The organism is Nocardia sp. 852002-20019_SCH5090214 (assembly GCF_001665865.1).
Lineage (GTDB): Bacteria > Actinomycetota > Actinomycetes > Mycobacteriales > Mycobacteriaceae > Nocardia > Nocardia nova.
In genome coordinates, this window is the sequence record NZ_LZMK01000117.1 from 49,344 (window position 1) to 68,358 (window position 19,015).

Below are 19,015 nucleotides of genomic sequence, written 5' to 3' on the forward strand. Positions count from 1 at the left end.
CGGGCCGTGCACGCCGGGCTCGCCATCGCCGTCGCCGGGATGGCGCTCGGATATCTGATGGGCTTCACCGGCGAGCAGACGGTGCGTGACGCCCACGGCCGTCCGGTGCGGCTGGCCGCCGGCCATACGGTGACCGATACCGCCCTGCCCGTGCGCGACGGCGTGGGCGGTATGCCGATCACGCACTGGAGCACGATCGGCGGCGATCTGCGGATCCCGCATTTCGCGGGGCTGCACGGCATCCAATTCCTGCTCGCGGCGGTCGCGGTCACGGCCTGGCTCGCGCGGCGGCGGCCCTGGCTGGACGAACGGGCGCGCGCCCGGTTGATCGGTGTCCTGGCCCTCGGCTACGCCGGGCTGGTGGCGCTGCTGTTGTGGCAGGCGCTGCGAGCGCAGCCGTTGATCCACCCCGACCGCGCCGCCGTGCTCGCATTCCTCGCACTGAGCGTGGTGACACTGGGCGCGGGCGCGGCCGTCGTGCGGCACGCTCAGCGCAGCCGCTCGGCGTCCTTGGCGAGTTCGACGAGATTGGCGGTCAAAGCGGCCAGCTCCGACGGGTCGGCGCCCTCGGCGACGGCGGTCGCGACATCCTCGGCCGCGCAGCGGGCGGCGAACCAGCGGTCGGCGAGATCGGCGGCCTCCTGAGCGCTCAGCACCACCGAATCCTCCGGAATGCCGGTGCCCTCCAAACCCTTGCGATGTTCGTAGGCGCGCTGGCGGCAGGATTGCCGGCAGTATCGGCGGCGACGGCCGATTTCGGAATCGGCGATTTCCCGACCGCACCACAGACACGACGACAGCACACGGCGCGACATGACCCGACACCTTAGCCGTCCGCCCGGCACTCGCGCCCGGGCCACGCCGCAACCGGCGAATCGCCGCTACCGCCCGGGCCGGTCTCGGCCGGGCCCGGCCGAGACCGTAAAATACCCCGGTTGACCGTCGCGGGAACCGATCGGGCCGCCGGCGCGTTGATAGTCAAGTAGAACGTTGCCGACAGGCCAGAGAGGACCGCACACCATGGCAGATCGCGTACTCCGAGGTAGCCGGCTCGGAGCGGTGAGCTACGAGACGGACCGCGACCACGACCTGGCACCACGTCGAGTGGCGCGGTACCGGACCGACAACGGCGAGGAGTTCGACGTCCCGTTCGCCGACGACGCCGAAATCCCGCCGACCTGGCTGTGCCGTAACGGCCAGGAGGGCATCCTGATCGAGGGCACCACCCAGGAGCCCAAGAAGGTCAAGCCCCCGCGCACCCACTGGGACATGCTGCTGGAACGCCGCTCGAAGGAGGAACTCGAGGAACTGCTGCAGGAGCGCCTCGAACTGCTCAAGACCCGGCGCGGCCGGTAGATCGAGTACACAGCGAAAGTCCCCTCGCACCGGTCGGTGCGAGGGGACTTTCGCTTATCGGGACCGTCAGTGACTGGCCACCTTGCGGTACTGCAGCAACGCCAGCGGCACCGCGACGGCCAGAATCGCCACCGAACACGCCACCGCGTATTCCACGCAGTGGTCGACCGGCCAGCCGTGCGGGGCGGCGAAGGTCGGCGGTGAGCTGTTGGCGAACAGTTTCCGCCCGGACGCCGAGACCGCGGTGATCGGATTCCACTCCGCGATCGAGCGCAGCGGGCCGGGCAGTGTTTCAGCGGAGATGAAGGCCGAGGAGATGAACGTGACCGGGAACAGCCAGATCAGTCCCGCGCTCTGCGCGACCTCGACATTCGGCGCGATCAGCCCGGTCAGCGCGCCCACCCACGACATCGCGAACGCGAACAGCAGAATGATCGCGAACCCCAGCGCCGCATCGGCCACCGACCCGTTGATCCGCCATCCGACCAGATAGCCGCAGGCCACCATGACGGCCAGCGCCACCACGTTGACCACCGTGTCGGACAGGGTGCGCCCCATCAGCACCGCCATCCGCGACATCGGGAGCGTGCGCATCCGGTCGATGATGCCCTTCTGCAGGTCGTTGGCCAGGCCCACCGTCGTGAACGCCGCGTTGAACGCGACCGTCTGGGTGAAGATGCCGGCCAGCAGGAATTCGCGATACTGGCCGCCGCCCAGCGAGGCCCCGAAGATGTAGGCGAACAGGAAGACGAACATCAACGGCTGGACCGTCGCGGTCACCAGCAGGGTCGGCACCCGCAGGATGGTCAGCAGGTTGCGGTAGGCGATGATCGCGCTGTCGCGGAACACCCGGACCGGCGCCGCGATGGTATGGACGTCGCTGTCGGTGTCGGGCCGCGTCACCGCCGCGTCGGTCTGCGTGGGTTCTGCCGCCGTCTCCGATTCGGCGACCGCCGCTTCGACGGTACTCACGACATGATCTCCTCTGCTACGTCTTCGGTTTCGGATTCCTCGATCGGCTCTGCGGGCGTGCCGGTCAGCGACAGGAACACATCGTCGAGGCTCGGCCGGGTCACCTCCGCATCCACCACACACACCCCCGCGTCGTCGAGCCGGCGCAGGGCTTCGACCATGGTCCGGGTGCCGTCGCCGACCACGATCGAGACGTGATCGGCTCCCGGCTCGTGGATCGGCTCGCCGAGGCCGACCTCGCTCAGCACGGATTTGGCCGGGCCCGGATCCTGCCCCTCGGCCAGAGTCACGGTGAGCCGGTCGCCGCCGATCGAGGTCTTCAGTTCGTCGGCGGAGCCGCGCGCGATCACGCGGCCCTTGTCGATCACCGTGATCCGGTCGGCCAGCTGATCGGCCTCCTCCAGATACTGGGTGGTCAGCAGCACGGTGGTGCCGTCGTCGACCAGATCGCCGATCACCTTCCACATGTCGAGGCGGCCGCGCGGGTCCAGGCCGGTGGTCGGCTCGTCGAGCACCACCACCGTGGGCCGGGCCACCAGCGCCCCCGCGAGGTCCAGGCGGCGGGCCATACCGCCGGAGTAGGTGCCCGCGCGCCGCCCGGCCGCATGTTCCAACCCCAGCGCCGAGAGCAGTTCGGTCGCGCGCTCGGCGGACTTCTTGTGGTCCATGCCGTACAGCCGGGCCACCATCCGCAGGTTCTCGAATCCGGACAGATTCTCGTCGACCGCGGCGTACTGCCCCGAAAGCCCGATCCGGGTGCGCACCCGCGCCGGATGATGCACCACGTCGACCCCGGCGACCCGGACATTGCCGGAGGTCGGTTTCAACAGGGTGGTGACTATTCGGACCGTCGTCGTCTTACCGGCGCCGTTGGGTCCCAGCAGACCCATCACGGTCCCCGACGGGATCTCCAGGTCGATGCCGTCGAGTACCCGCGCCTTACCGTAGGTCTTGACCAGATCGGTGACTTCCACTGCCAAACTCACAGCGTCTCCTCCGTGTCGCCGCCGGCGGCGGCCTCGAGTTGTTGCCGCAGCACCGGACCGATGACGGCCAGCGCTTCCGGTGTCGTCATGCCGGAATGCCGGCAGCGCAGTTTGCGGTCCTCGATCACGCCCGTCACGAACGGTTCCCAGGCCGCGGCGCAGCGCTCCGGATCGGCGAGGTTGACCTCGTCGTCGGCGGCGGTGAAGAACAGCAGATCACCGTCGAAGACGCGCGGCCGGAATCCGTTGGCCTGCACCGTGCCGTTGGCGTATCCGGTGTAGAGCCGCTGCAGGTGGTCCATCGTCAGCGCCGCGAACGGGCCGGGCCGGCCGCGCAGCAACTCGGCCGCCTCCTCCAGGGTCAGGCCCGGATCCACGCCGTTGTCGCCGCCGAGCAGATCGCTGCCGAATTCGCCGATGATGTCGGCCACGCCCGGCATCGCCCGGTCGAGCCAGCGGTCGCCGAGCTGGTAGCTGTCCATCATCGCCAGCAGCGCCACCTGCTGGCCCGCCTCCTGCAGCTGCACCGCGATCTCATGGGCGATCAAACCACCCAGCGACCAGCCGAGCAGATGGTACGGGCCCTCCGGCTGCACCGAACGCATATGCGCGACATAGTCTTTCGCGGCCGCCCGGATCGAGTCGTGCTCCTGCTCGCCGGTGATGTGCGGCGCCTGCAACCCGTAGACCGGGCGGTCGCCGGGCAGATGCGCCAGCAGGCCCGCGTAGCACCACGACAGGCCGATCGCCGGATGCACGCAGAACAGCGGCGGCAACGTGGCCTCGGCGGCGGGGCGGATCGGCAGCAACGGCTGCATCGCGACCGCCAGCACATCCTCGCCGGAAGCCGCCAGCTGCCGGGCGATGCCGGCCGGGGTGGATTCGGCGAACATCAGCTGCACCGGCATCTCGACCCCCGCGGAACGCAGGTGCGCCACCACCTTCGTCGCCAGCAGCGAGTTGCCGCCCAGATCGAAGAACCCGTCGTCGGCGCCGACCTTGTCGACTCCCAGCACCTCGGCGAACGCGTCGCAGACCGCCGTTTCCATCGGTCCCGACGGCGCGCGGTAGCCGTGCTCGGTGGCGAAGACCGGTTCGGGCAGCGCCTTGCGATCCAGCTTGCCCACCGGGTTCAGCGGCACCGACTCCAGCAGCATGATCGATTGCGGCACCATATAACTCGGCACCAGGCCGGCCACATGGGCGCGCAACTGCGCCGGTGTCGGATCGGTGCCGGTGCGCGGCTTCACATACGACACCAGCGCGGTGGCGCCCGCGGCGGTCCGGTGACCGATCGTGGTGGACCACTCGACCTGGGCGTGGCGGTGCAGTGCGGCGTCGATCTCGCCGAGTTCGATGCGGAAGCCGCGAATCTTGACCTGGTGGTCGGTGCGGCCCACGTACTCGAGTTCGAAGCGGCCACCGCGCTGCACCCAGCGCACCAGATCGCCGGTGCGGTACATGCGTTCGCCGGGCTTGCCGAACGGGTTGGCCACGAACCGCCCGGCGCTGAGCCCGGTGCGGTTGTGGTACCCGCGCGCCAGCGCCGGACCCGACAGGTACAGCTCGCCGACGACGCCGGCCGGGGTCGGATGCAGCCGCGGGTCCAGGACCGCCGCGTGCACACCGCGAATCGGTTCGCCGATGGTGATCGGCGCACCCGGCGCGATCGGCGGGGCCATCAGCGTCACGATGGTCGTCTCGGTCGGGCCGTACACGTTGTGCAGGTTCCGGCCGGGCGCCCACCGCGCCACCAGCTCCGGCGGCAGCGCCTCGCCACCGACGAGCACGTGCCGGAACGAGTCGAGTCCGGCCGGGTCCACCGTGCCGAGCGCGGCGGTGGTGATGAACGCGTGGGTGATGTCCTCCTCGGCCAGCAGCCGGGCGAGCTCCGCACCGCCGTAGATCCCGGTCGGGGCGATGACCAGTGTCGCCGCCCCGCCCAGGGCGAACAGCAGATCGAGCATCGCAGCGTCGAAGCTCGGGGTGGCGAAGTGCAGCACCCGGCTGTCGGGCCGCACGTCGAACCGCTCGGCGGTTTCGGCGGCGAAGTTCGACAGACCGCCGTGGGTGACCACCACTCCCTTGGGGGTGCCAGTCGAACCGGAGGTGTAGATGACGTAGGCCGGGTTCTCGATCCGCAACCGGCCCCGCCGCTCCGCCGGGGCGATCGGCGCCTCGGAGGCGCGCAGCACGTGCTCCTGCAGGTCCGGTCCGTCCAGGTCCATCCATTCGGCGCCCGCGGGCATCCGCTCGCGGTGCGCGGCGAGCGTAATGCCCAGGGTGGCACCGGAATCGGTGAGCATGTGGGCGATGCGGTGTTCGGGATAGTTCGGGTCCACCGGCACGAACGCCGCACCGGCCTTGGCCACCGCCAGGGTCGTCGCCACCGACTCCATCGACCGCGGAATACCCACGGCGACAAGCATTTCCGGTCCGACCCCGAGGGAGATCAGCACCCGGGCCAGGCGGTTGGTCCACCGGTCCAGCGCACCGTAGCTGATCTCGGCGTCTTCGGTGCGCAGGGCGATCGCCCGCGGATCGGCGGCGACCGCGGCAGCGAAGACCTCGGGCAGCGTCCCTGGACGGCCGGCGAGCGCACCTCGCACGGGCGCCAGCGTCGACCATTCGGTGGGGTCGAGCAGCTCCAGATCGCCCACCGGCAGTTCCGGGTTCGCGGCCGCCGCCTGCAGCAGCCGGGCGAAGCGGGCGCCGAGGCGAGCAGCGCTGGTGTCGTCGAACAGGTCGCGGGCGAAATTCACCGAGACGGTGATCCCGGCCGGTTCCCGCTGCTCGGTCCACGATTCGGTGAGGGTGAATTGCAGATCGAATTTCGCGATCCCCGGATCGGCGTCGCACGCCTCGATCGTCAGCTCGGGCAGCTCCAGGCTGCGCACCGGCTGATTGCGCACCGACAGCATCACCTGGAACATCGGGTGATGCGCCTGTGAGCGCGCCGGATTGAGCACCTCGACCAGCCGCTCGAACGGCACATCCGCATGCGCGAACGCCTCGAGGTCGGTGTCGCGGACCGCCCGCAGCAGATCCGCGAAGGTCTGTGCGCCGCTGACCGGCGTGCGCAGCACCAGCGTGCCGACGAACATTCCGACCATCGCGTCGAGGGCCTGCTGCCCGCGTCCGGCGATCGGGGTGCCGACGGTGATGTCGTGCTCGGCGCTGATCCGGTGCAGCAGCGAGGCCAGCGCGGCGTGCAGGACCATGAACATGGTGACGCCGTGGCGGGCGGCGACGGCCTGCAGTTCGCGATGGGTGACGGCATCGAGGACGCAGTCCACCGTGCCCCCGCGATAGCTCGGCGTCGCCGGGCGACGCCGGTCGGTGGGCAGCGGCAGCAGTTCGGGAATGCCGCTCAGTGCCTCGCGCCAGTAGTCGAGCTGGCGGCTGATCGGCGATTCCGGATCGTCCTCGGCGCCCAGGGTGTCCTGCAGCCACAGCGTGTAATCGGCGTACTGGACGGGCAACTCGGCCCATTCCGGCGCCGACCCGGACGCATACGACCGGTACGCACCGGCGATATCGGCGGCCAGCGGCTCCAGCGACCAGCCGTCCATCGCGATGTGATGGACCACCAGCACCAGTACGTGATCGTCGGCGGCGATCCGCAGCAGCTGCGCGCGCAGCGGTGCGGTGGAGGCGAGATCGAATCCGGCCGCCGCGAAAGTCCGTACGGCGCCGGTGATTTCGCCCTCGTCGACGTCGACCACCGGTAGCGCCACGGCGGCCTCGCCGGGTGCGAGCACCCGCTGGTAGGGCTCGCCGTCGACCTCCGGGAAGACCGTGCGCAGCGTTTCGTGACGCCGCTGCACCGCATGCAGGGCCGCGTGCAACGCCGCCACATCCAACGCGCCGTGCATGCGCAAAGCGACGGGCACGTTGTAGACGCCGGACAGATCCTCGGCCGAGGAGGCGTTGAACCGGTTGAGGAACCACAGCCTCCGCTGCGCCGCCGAGAGCGGCACCCGGGCGGGGCGCTCGCGCCGCGTCAGAGCGGGGCCGTGGCCGCCGTCGCGGGCGCCGCCGTCGAGCAGGGCGGCGAGTTCGGCGACGGTCGGGGCGCCGAAGACCGAACGCACCTGCACCCGCACCCCGGTGGCATCGCTGAGCCGGGCCACCAATTGCGTTGCCAGCAGCGAGTTTCCGCCGATCTCGAAGAAGTTGTCGTCGGCGCCGACGGATTCGGCGCCGATCAGCTCGGCCATCACGTGCGCGACCAGACGTTCGGTATCGGTGCGCGGTTCCCGCGCCGTGGTGGTGATCTGCTGCGGTTCCGGCAGCGCGTCCCTGTCGAGTTTGCCGACCGGGGTCAGCGGAATCCGCTCCAGCACGGTGACGCTGCTGGGCACCATATGCGCCGGCAGATGCGCGGCCACATGGTCTCGCAACGCCTCCACATCGAGTTCGGCGCCGGGCTCGGCGGGCAGCACATAGGACACGATCCGCGGTGTGCCGGCGATCGTGCGCACCTCGGTGTGGGCGAAGCGCAGCGCCGGGTGCGCGGCCAGCACCTCGGTGATCTCGCCGAGTTCGATGCGGAAACCACGCAGTTTCACCTGGTGATCGCTGCGGCCGAGGTAGACGATCTCGCCGTCGGCGCGCCACCGCACCACATCGCCGGTGCGGTACATGCGCGCGCCGTCCGGTCCGTACGGGTCGGCGACGAATCGCGCCGCGCTGAGGTCGGGGCGCTCGAAGTAGCCGCGCGCGACCGATTGGCCACCGAGATACAACTCGCCCGGGACGCCGACCGGGACGGGCCGCAGCCGCTCGTCGAGCACGACCGCGTGCACCCCGCGCACCAGCGAGCCGATGGTCACCTGGTCACCGATCGCGAGCGGACCCGCGATCGTGACCACGATGGTCGTCTCGGTCGGCCCGTACCCGTTGAACAGCATCCGGCCCGGCGCCCACCGCTCGATCAGATCCGTGCCGAGCGCCTCGCCGCCGACCATGATCGAGCGCAGATGTGGCAGCGGCCAGCGCCGGTGGTCGATGGTGGCCAGTGCGGAGGTGGTCATGAAGGTGTGGCTGATGCGTTCGCGATCCATCAGGGCGGCCAGCTCGTCGCCGCCGTAGATATCGGGCGGGCAGATCACCATGGTGGCGCCCGCGCCGATCGTCAGCAGCAGATCCAGCATCGCCGCATCGAAACTCGGGCTCGCGAAGTGCAGGGTGCGGGCGTCACGGTCGACGCGCATCCGTTCGCGGATCTCGTCGGCGAAATTCGACAGTCCGGCGTGGGTGACGGCCACGCCCTTGGGCTTTCCGGTCGAACCGGAGGTGTAGATCAGGTAGGCCAGATCGGTCGTCCACGCCGTGCGCAGCCGTTCGCCGCCGGTGATCGTGCGCTCGTCCTGGGCGTCGAGTTCGGCGCACAGCACCGGGTCGTCGAGCAGCAACCACTCGGTGGCCGGCCCCGAGCCGTTGCCCGCGGTGGCACGGATCAGCCGATCCCGGTGGGCGGTCACCGACAGTCCGATCGCACATCCGGAATCGGTGAGCATGTGCCGGACGCGGTCGGCCGGATAATTCGGATCGACGGGGACGAACGCGGCACCCGATTTGGTGACGGCCAAGGCGGCGGCCACCGATTCGATCGAGCGGGTCAGCCCGATGGCCACCCGGTCGCCGCTGCCGACGCCGCGAGCGATGAGGGCGCGGGCGAGCCGATTCGAACAGCGCTCCAACTCGGCGTAGCTGAGCTCGTCGTCGCCGCTGCGGATCGCGGTGCGGTGCGGATGCAGGTGCGCGGTGGCGGTGAAGTAGTTCGCCAGGCTGCACTGCGGGGTGGCGGCCGGGCCGCGGCGCGGGGTGAACTCCATGCGTTCGACGTCGGTGCGGGCGTCGATGTCGCGCACCGGAATCCGCGCATCGGCGCTGACCGACTCCAGCACCAGCAGCAGCCGCTCGGCCAGCGTGCGCACCGTGTCCTCGTCGAAAAGTTCCGCGGCGTAGACCATTTCGAGGTCCCGGGTATCGGCGGGCACCCGCAGTTCCAGATCGAACTTGGCCACCGCGATGTCGAGTTCCTCGGCGCGCAACCGCAGGCCGGGCAATTCCAGGGCCGGCGGCGTGGTGTCCTGCACGGTGAGCGCGACCTGCAGCAGCGGCCGCCGTCCGCCGTTGGCGCGGCCGAGTTCCTCGACGATCCGCTCGAACGGCAGTTCCGCGTGCGACATGGCGGAGAGTTCACCGTCGCGGTCGGCGCGCAGCTGATCGGCGAAGGTGTGGTCGGGGTCGACATCCGAACGCAGCATCAGGGTGTTGACGAACATGCCGACCAGGTCGTCGAGGCGGGTGTCGCCCCGCCCGGCCACCGGCGTGCCGATGACGATGTCGCGGCCGCCGGTGACGACGCGCAGCACCACCGCCAGCGCCGAGCGCAACACCATGAACAGGCTCACGCCCTGCGCGCGGGCCAGCTCCTCGAGCCGCTCCCGCAGCTCTTCCGGCATCCGGATCCGCACGGTGCCGGCGCTGTTGGTCGGCTCGGCCGGGCGCGGCCGATCGTAGGGCAGCGGCAGCTCCTCGGGCAGGCCCTCGAGGGTTTCGCGCCAGAACCGCAGCTGCACCGCCGCGGCGCTGGCCGCATCGGATTCGTCGCCGAGGCATTCGCGTTGCCACAGACTGAAATCGGCGTACTGCACCGGCAGCGGCGCCCAGGCGGGAGCCGCCCCGCCGCGGCGCGCGGTGTAGGCAACCATCAGATCGGTGGTGAGCGGTCCCAGCGACCAGCCGTCCGCGGCGATGTGATGGACCACGATGCCCAGCTGATATGTGCGAATCCCGGTGCGCAGCACCGTCATTCGCAACGGAATCTCCCGGGTGAGATCGAATCCGCGCTGGGCGAGGCCGCGCAGCGCCACCCGGGCGCCGTGATCGTCGGTCACGACGGGTTCCAGCACCGGCAGACAGCGGTCGGAGTCGAGGACCAACTGGTACGGACCCGCCTGATCCTCGGGGAAGATCGTGCGCAGCACCTCGTGCCGGTCGACCAGATCGGCCACCGCGGCACGCAGGGCGGGCAGATCCGGATCGCCGTCGATGCGCAACGCGAAAGCGATGTTGTAGGCGCTGGATTCGGGCGCGTAGCGGTTCAGGAACCACATCCGCTGCTGCGGCAGCGACAGCGGAATCCGGCCGGGGCGCGGGTCGTACCGCGTCAGCGCCACCCGGTTGGTGCGCGGCGCGTGTTCCAGGTGCGCCGCGACACCGGCCACGGTGGGCGTTTCGAAAACGGCCCGCACCGGCAGTTCGACGCCGAATTCGGTGTGCAGTGCGGCGGTGAGCCGCGTGGCCAGCAGCGAGTTGCCGCCGGCGTCGAAGAAGCTGTCCTCGGCGCCCGGTACGGCGTGGCCGAGCACCGTGGCGAAGACCTGCGCGACCCGCTGTTCCAGTTCCGACTCCGGCGCCCGGGACGGTCCGGCGGAGGTGAAGACCGGCGCGGGCAGCGCCTTACGGTCGACCTTGCCCGCCGGAGTCACCGGCACCCGGTCCAGCACCGTGATCGCCGCGGGCACCATATAGGCGGGCAGGTGGCGGCGCGCGGTCTCGAGCACCTCGGCCGGATCGATCTCGGTGTCGGCGGCCAGATAGGAGGCCAGCCGGGCGGCACCGTGCTCACCGGTGTGCACGACGGTCATCGCGAACCGCACACCCGGATGCGCACGCAGCACATGGTCGATTTCGCGCAGTTCGATGCGGAAGCCGCGGATCTTCACCTGATCGTCGGCGCGGCCCAGGAAGCGCAGCACACCGTTGCCGTCGGTCGTCACCAGATCGCCGGTGCGGTACATGCGCTCGCCGCGGCGACCGTGCGGATTCGCCGGGAACCGGGCGGCGGTCAGGCCGTGGCGGCCCAGATAGCCGCGCGCCAGGCCGGGTCCGGAGATGTACAACTCCCCCGCGACGCCGGGCGGAACCGGACGCAACCGGTTGTCCAGGATGAACAATCGCATCCCACGCACCGGCTTGCCGATGGGGACGGGACGGCCCGCGACCATCGGATCGCTGGCGGTGGCGGCGACGGTGGCCTCGGAGGGGCCGTACATGTTGTGCATGCGCCGCCCGGCGGTCCAGGTGCGGACCAGATCCTCGGGGCATGCGTCACCGCCGACGATGACGGCCTCGAGATCGTCGAGGCCGTCCGGGGATACGGTCGCCAGCGCGGCCGGGGTGATGAACGCGTGGGTGATCCGCTCGTCGCGCAGCAGCCGCGCGAGCTCGGCGCCACCGTAGAGTCCGGCCGGCGCGACCACGATGGTGGCGCCCGCGGCGAAGCCCAGCAGCAGTTCGAGCACCGAGGCGTCGAACGAGGGCGAGGAGAAGTGCAGCGTGCGCGCCGTGTCGCTGACCCGGAAGAGGTGCATCTGCTCGTGCGCCAGCGAGGCGATACCGCCGTGGGTGACCACGACCGCCTTGGGCCGGCCGGTCGAGCCGGAGGTGTAGATCAGATACGCCGGATGCGAAATACGCAGCGGCAGTGGGCGATCCCGGTTGGTGATCGGCGCGGACGAGACCCGCGCGAGGGCGTCGGTGAGGACGCCCGAATCCATCAGCAGCCAGTCGGCGCCCTGTTTGCGGTGGCGCCCGCGGTGCATCGGCCGCTTCGGCATGGCGGCGTGGCTGCGGGCGTCGGTCACGCCGAGCATCGCACCGGAATCGGCGAGCATGTGCTCGATGCGTTCGGCGGGGTAGCCGGGGTCGACCGGCACATAGGCGGCACCGGTCTTGGCGACCGCCCAGATCGCGGTGATCGAGGCCAGGCTGCGCGGCAGCGCGATCGCGACCACCACCTCGGGGCCGGCACCGTGTTCGATCAGCACCCGGGCCAGCCGGTTGGAGGCCTCGTCGAGCTCCCGGTAGGTGGTGTCGCGGCCCCGGTATCGGACCGCCACCAGCTCCGGGACCCGTTCCGCGGTTTCGTGCAGCAGCCGCGCCAGGCTCAGCGGCGGCACGCCGGGCGCGCCCGCGATCGGCACCAGTTTGCCGACCTCCCGCGCGTCGAGAATCGGCAGATCACCGACCGGGGTCTCCGGCGCGCCGACCGCGGCATCGAGCAGCCGGACGAAACGCCGCGCCACCGACTCGACCGTGGAGTGGTCGAAAACGTCAGCGGCATAACCGAATTCGGCGGTCAGCGGGCCGTCCTCGGCGTCGGCGGCATCGCTGTCGTGGACGATCAGTTGCAGATCGAATTTCGCGACGCCGACATCCATCGGCAGCACCCGCGCGCTGAGACCGGGCAGGTCGACCCGCAGTTCGGGGTTGTTCTCGTAGGAGAGCATCACCTGGAACAGCGGATGCCTGCCCGCGTCGCGAGACGGGTTGACGACCTCGACCAGCCGCTCGAACGGCACATCGGCGTTGGCGAAGGCGTCGAGGTCGGTTTCACGGACGCGGTCGAGCATGCGATCGAATCCGGTGGCGGGGTCCACCTCGGTGCGCAGCACCAGGGTGTTGACGAACATGCCGACCAGGTCGTCGAGCGCCGGATCGGAGCGGCCCGCGATCGGAGTGCCGATGGCGATATCGGCGGTGCCGCACAGGCGTGAGAGCAGGCTCGCCAGGGCGGCATGCATGATCATGAACGTGCTGACGCCGCGCTCGGCAGCCACCGCGGCCACCGCGCGGCGGGTTTCGGCCGGAATCGTGAATTCGACTCGGCCACCGGCGGTGTCGCGCTGACGCGGGCGCGGGCGATCGAGCGGAAGGTCCAGCTGATCGGGGAGGTCGGCCAGGGCGGTGCGCCAGTAGGCCAACTGCCGCGCCAGCGCGCTGGTGGGGTCGGTCTCGTCCCCCAGCAGTTCGCGCTGCCACAGGGCGAAATCGGCGTACTGCACCGGCAGCGGCGCCCACTGCGGTGCCTGCCCCGTGGTCCGCGCGGCGACCGCACCCATCAGATCGCGGGCCAGCGGCGCCACCGACCAGCCGTCACCGCAGATGTGGTGCAGGACCACCAGGAAGATGTGTTCGTCGGGCCCGGTCGCATACAGCGCCACCCGGATCGGCGCCTGACTGCGCAGATCGAAGCCGTATCCGGCGTATTCGGTGGCCAGGGCCAGCGCGTCGGCACCGGTGGTGTCGATAGGCTCGAGGTTCAGCGGGATCTCGGCGGCCGGGTGGATCACCTGGACCGGGCCGGTCGGCGAATCGGGGAAGGTGGTGCGCAGGCTCTCGTGCCGGTCGAGCACATCGAGCAACGCGGCGCGCAGCACCTCGACCTCGAGCGGTCCGCTCAGCTCGACGGCCAGCGGCATGTTGTAGGCGCCGGCGTGTTCGGCGAAGCGGTTGAGGATCCACAGCCGCTGCTGAGCGAGCGAGAGCGGAATGCGTTGCGGCCGTGGGCCGGCCACCAGTTTCGGGGAGGACCGGTCGACGCCGTGCGCGCCGATCCGTTCGGCGAGCTGGGCGACCGTCGGCGACTCGAACAGATCCCGGATGGTCAGTCCGGAACCGAAGGCGGCGTTGATCCGGGCCACGGCCCGGGCGGCCGACAGCGAATTGCCGCCGAGGTCGAAGAAGCTGTCCTCGACGCCGAGGCTCGCACCGCCGAGGACCTCGGTGACGAGGGCGGCCAGTTGACGTTCGGTGGCCGTGCGCGGTTCGACGATGCCGTCGCCACCGCGGCGCGCGGGCGCCTCCGGTGCGGGCAGCGCCTTGCGGTCGATCTTTCCGTTGGTGCTCAACGGCAATTCGTCCAGCACGACGACCACCGTCGGCACCATGTACCCGGGCAGGACGCCGCGCAGGTCGGCGATCAGCGCGGTGCTGTCGACGGTGTGTCCCGGTGCGGCCACCACGTAGCCGACCAGTTCGTCACCGGCCGGGGTGGTGTGGGCGACGCAGACCGCGCGGGCGATCCGCTCGTCGGCCAGCAGCGCCGCCTCGACCTCGCCCAGCTCGATCCGCTGCCCGCGGATCTTCACCTGAAAGTCACTGCGTCCCAGATATTCCAGGGCCGCGGGCAACCGGTCGGCACCGGCGGCGGGCGGGATCGGATCCATCCGCCAGCGCACCAGGTCGCCGGTGCGATACATGCGCGTGCCGGGGGTGAACGGATTGGCCACGAAGCGATCCGCGGTCAGGCCGGGGCGGCCCAGATAGCCGCGGGCCAGCTGCACGCCGGCCAGGTACAGTTCGCCGACCACGCCGGGCGCGACCGGCCGCAAGGTCTCGTCGAGGACGTAGACCTGGGTGTTCCACACCGGCGCGCCGATCGGGATGACGTCGTTCTCCGGCGCGCACGCCCAGTAGGTGACGTCGACGGCCGCCTCGGTGGGCCCGTACAGGTTGTGCAGCTGCGCCCCACCGGCCGATGCCGCCGATCCGGACCGTCGCGCACCGGGAACCGCGGCGTGGAAATCGCGGACGGTCGCGGCCGGCAGCGCCTCACCGCTGCAGAACACCCGGCGCAGTCCGCCGCAGCCGCGCACGTCGGTGTCGGTGACGAAGACCGACAGCATCGACGGCACGAAATGGGCAGTGGTCACGTTCTTTTCGGCGATGATCCGCGCGAGATAGGCCGGATCGCGGTGGCCGTCCGGCGCGGCGATCACCAGCCGCGCGCCGATCTGCAACGGCCAGAAGAACTCCCACACCGACACATCGAAGGTCGCGGGAGTCTTCTGCAGGACGGTGTCGCTGTCGTCGAGTGGATACCGGTGCTGCATCCACGCCAGGCGGTTCACGATGGCGGCGTGGGTGATGCCGACGCCCTTGGGTTTACCGGTCGAGCCGGAGGTGAAGATCACGTAGGCCAGGTGGTCGCGGCGCAGCGGTGCGCGCCGGTCGGCGTCGGTGATCGGCGGTTCGGCGCCGGACTCGTCGGTGCCGAGTTCCTGAACGTCGATCACCGCGACCGATGCGGGGAAGTCCACCTCGTCCCGGGCCGCGGTCAGCACGCACAGCGGCGCGGCCTGTTCGAGGATGTGCGCGGTGCGCTCGGCCGGATGATCGGGATCGATCGGCAGATAGGCCGCCCCCGCACGCACGATCGCGTACATGCCGACCACCAGGTCGAGGCTGCGTCGCATGGCCAGGCCCACGACCGTGTCGGGTCCGGCACCGCGGGCGATCAGCATGCGGGCCAGCCGGTCCGCACGCTGCCGTAGCTGTTCGTAAGTCAGTGTGTCGCCGTCGAATTCGACTGCGATCGCATCCGGCGTCGCCCGCGCCTGCGTGCCGAACAGGTCGGCGAGCGTGCCCGGCCGCTCCGGTACCGCGGTCGCGTTCCACTGCCGCAGCACCTCGTCGCGTTCGGCGTCGGTGATCACCGGCACCGCCGCGACCGGATCGGCCGGATCGGCGGTCACAAAGCGGTTCAGGTAGCCGAGGAACCGCTCGTGGTGGCGCGACAGTTCGGCCGTGCCGTAGAGCTGCGGGTTGGCCTCGAAATCGACGTGGATGCGCCCGCCCTCGCCGTTGTAGAGGTTGATCGACAGATCCTCGACCGGTCCGGTCGACAGCACGTTCAACGAGCCGACGAAGCTGCCGAAGTTCAATTCGCTGTGGAACAGCATGATGTTGACCATCGGCCCGAAGAAGCCGCGGGCATCGCGTGAATAACCGCAGTCGCGTCTGATGTCGTCGTGGCGGTAACGCTGGTGCCGCAGGGCGCCGGTGATCTGCAGTTCGGTGGCCTTGACCACGTCGGAAACCGTGGTGCCGGCATCGAATCGCACCCGGATGGGCACCACGTTCGACACGACACCCGCGGAGCGGCGCAGCGCGACCGTGGTCCGCGCCGACATCGGCAGGCTCAGCACCACATCGGAGGTGCCGGTCACCGCGCGCACGTACCCGGCCAGCGCCGCGACCACCAGCGCGGAGTTCTGCGTAGCGAAAGTGGTTGCGGCGGTATCGAGTTCGGCTTCGGTCTCGGCGTCGAGCACCGCCGCGGCGATGCGCCGGCCGGGATCCGGCGTGGACGAGGCGATCCCCGATGACGACAGGGTCAGCGGCTCGCCCACCCCTGCGAGCTGCTCCCGCCAGTACTCCCGGTCGGCGCGGTAGCGGCTCGACTCCCGGTACTGCGACTCCCCGGCGTAGATCTCGGCCAGCGAAGCGGCCCGCGAGACCGACGGCTCGGTGTGTTTCTCCAGTGCGGTGTAGATCTCGGCGGTACGGGTGAGCGCGTTCATGGCGCCGTAGCCGTCGATGACGATGTGGTGAGCGCGGCAGTACCAGATGTAGTCCTGGTCACCGAGGCGCAGGACGACGTTGATGGTCAACGGCTCGTGTTCGATATCGATCGGGCTGCTGGCGTGCTCGTTCATCCACCGCAGCGCCGCCGCGCGCGGATCGGGTTCCTGGCGCAGGTCTATCCGGGCCCACCCTGGCCGATGCGCCGAATCCACCACCTGCTGCGGCACGCCGTCGATTTCCACGACGCGCAGCTGGCCCACCTGGGATTCCGCGCCGAACCGCTCGATGGAGTAGAGCAGCCGGCCCACGTCGAGATCACCGTGAATTTCCACGTATTGCGCGATGGTCAGTGGCACATCGGGTCGAATCCGCTGCGCGTACCACAGGGCGGTTTGCGCCGGTGACAGAGCGAAGGGTTGTGCTGAAAATTCGCCGGAAGCACATTGGTCGACACGATCGGTGGCCAATGAACCCATCAATCACTCCGTTCTGCCGCTGTATACGCAACTCCCCGGTCCCCGTCCGCGAGCGGAAAAGCGCGCGCCAGCGGGAGGACGTGATCCACGCCCTATGATTCGGAGCCCTATTGCGGCCGGACTGGTAACGATGTCGTGATCTTCGGCCGCGAACACCACAGGCAGATAAAGCAATTGGACAGCTATTTCACCGCAAACAACGGCCTAGCAGCTCAGCGTGCCCGTCAACGGCAGGAGCGACGGCGCGCCGTTTCCGGTGACGCAACCAGCCGGCGAATGCGATCGGACGGCCCACGGAATCGAGGTGTGAGAAATGCCGATTCGCGGGTACCCGTGATGTGTGATTGTCCGCAACAGCTGCGGCGGCCGTCAATCGAATGCCGGATCGCCGGTGACGTCCTCATCGGCACGACGAGTCGAACGCGTCGTTCGCCACCGAGTAGCCGCGACCAGTGCGACGGCCGCAGCAAGGATACACAACATCCGTTCCGGAAGGGGTCCCATCGCGGTCGCGGGTGTCGTTGCGCTGCGCAACGGCAACGTCGCCTCGAGTGCGGCGGGCACGAATTTCTCGGTGTGCTGGCGCACCGTGCCGTCGGCGGTGACGACCGCGCTGACACCGGTGGTCGCGGCGACCACGAGCGCCCGGCCGTGTTCGACGGCCCGCACCCGCGACATGGCCAACTGCTGATAGGTCATATCGCTGTCGCCGAAGGTGGCGTTGTTCGTCGGCACGGTGAGCAACTGCGCGCCGGCGCGCAGTGAATCCTCGAACGCCCGGTCGAAGGCGACCTCGTAGCAGGTCGCCACGCCGATCGCGACCATCGGCCCACCGCCGGCCGGGCGGGCGTGCACGACCCCGTCGCCGTGGCCCGGGACGAAGTAGCCGGCGCGGTCGGCGTAGTCGGAGAAGTGCCGGAAGAAGCCGCGATAGGGCAGGTATTCGCCGAAAGGCTGGATGATCTTCTTGTCGTGGCGCTCCCCCGGCCCGTCGGCGTCCCACACGATCACCGAATTGGTGGTGGTGCGGTCGTCGTTGACGAGGACGGCGCCCACCAGGATCGGGGCGTGGATGTCGCGGGAGGCGGCGGTGATCTCGTCGTAGGCGTCGGAATTGCGCAGCGGGTCGATATCGGAGGAATTCTCCGGCCAGATCACCACATCCGGCTGGGCGGCGGTCCCGGCGGCGACCGCGCGGGCCAGCTCCTCGGTACGGCGAATGTGATTGTCCAGCACGGCCCGGCGCTGGGCGTTGAAGTCCAGGCCCAGCCGCGGCACGCTGCCCTGGATAGCGGCGACCGTGATCGACCGGTCTCCGTCGTCCGGGGCGGGCAGCGCGGTCCGGAGGATCACTCCGGTAATCGGGATAATAGCCACAACCGTTGCGAGAGTGATAATTACGACCGCACGCCGTTGGTATGCCTGCGGGCGCAACCGAAGCAGAAGCGCCGCCAGAACTGTTCCGGTCAGGGCCACCGCGAAGCTCACCACCGGCGCGCCACCGAGCCAGGCCAGCGGCAGGTACCAGCCGTCGGCCTGCCCGAAAGCGAGTCGGCCCCACGGAAATCCACCGAACGGAAAGCTGGAACGTCCCCATTCGGTGAGAGTCCACATCAGCGCGACCCATACCGGCCAGCCCGGCAGGGGGCACACCAGCCGCGACAGCAGCCCGAACAAGCCGACATACACCGCGCATGCTGTCGAGAGCGCCAGCCACGGCATCGGGCCGACGTAGATGCCGGTCCACGGCAGCAACGGCAGGAAGAACGCGAGCCCCGCCAGCAGTCCGTAGCCGAAGCCGCCGCGCAACCTCGCCGCGTCCCGCACCGTCAGGGTGAGGATCGCGATCCCGATCGGCGCGAGATACCAGCAGGTACGCGGCGGAAAGCTCGCGAACACCAACAGCCCGGCGACGACAGCGGCCCCGATCTTCCCCCATACCCGCCACGTCACGCCCAGCACCGCGCCAGCCTACTGGGATAGCGCGCGGTTCCCGCCGGCCGGGGCTCCGCGGCGGCGACACTTTCGCGGAAAGCGCGGTCGGTCTCCGTCGCGTTGTTT

General features: G+C 69.9%; 6 protein-coding genes. 1 reads left to right on the forward strand and 5 read right to left on the reverse strand.

Translation table 11 applies throughout. The features are described from left to right. Positions 1–488 precede the first annotated feature (488 nt). Positions 489–815, reverse strand: a complete 327-nt coding sequence (locus A5780_RS41775) for a hypothetical protein (RefSeq protein ID WP_082856969.1) — start codon at positions 813–815, stop codon at positions 489–491. A 205-nt stretch (positions 816–1,020) separates the two neighbouring features. On the opposite strand from A5780_RS41775, the gene A5780_RS09735 reads away from it, so the two are divergent. Further along, positions 1,021–1,356, forward strand: a complete 336-nt coding sequence (locus A5780_RS09735; RefSeq protein ID WP_030517018.1) for an RNA polymerase-binding protein RbpA — start codon at positions 1,021–1,023, stop codon at positions 1,354–1,356. A gap of 66 nt (positions 1,357–1,422) precedes the next feature. Here the strand turns inward: A5780_RS09735 and A5780_RS09740 are convergent, their stop codons facing one another. The 4 genes from A5780_RS09740 to lnt all read right to left on the reverse strand — a co-directional run bounded on the left by A5780_RS09740 (position 1,423) and on the right by lnt (position 18,913). Beyond that, positions 1,423–2,205, reverse strand: coding sequence for an ABC transporter permease (locus A5780_RS09740; protein ID WP_063013596.1), 783 nt, complete (start codon positions 2,203–2,205; stop codon positions 1,423–1,425). A 119-nt stretch (positions 2,206–2,324) separates the two neighbouring features. Then, on the reverse strand, positions 2,325–3,314 hold the full coding sequence (locus tag A5780_RS09745; RefSeq protein WP_063013557.1) for an ATP-binding cassette domain-containing protein: 990 nt from the start codon (positions 3,312–3,314) through the stop codon (positions 2,325–2,327). Continuing rightward, positions 3,311–16,954, reverse strand: a complete 13,644-nt coding sequence (locus tag A5780_RS09750; protein ID WP_082976372.1) for a non-ribosomal peptide synthetase — start codon at positions 16,952–16,954, stop codon at positions 3,311–3,313. The genes A5780_RS09745 and A5780_RS09750 overlap by 4 nt, the downstream gene beginning before the upstream one ends. 369 nt (positions 16,955–17,323) lie before the next feature. After that, positions 17,324–18,913 carry an apolipoprotein N-acyltransferase gene (lnt, locus tag A5780_RS09755; RefSeq protein WP_082976376.1) on the reverse strand — a complete coding sequence of 530 codons (1,590 nt, stop codon included), beginning with the start codon at positions 18,911–18,913 and terminating at the stop codon, positions 17,324–17,326. Positions 18,914–19,015 lie beyond the last annotated feature (102 nt).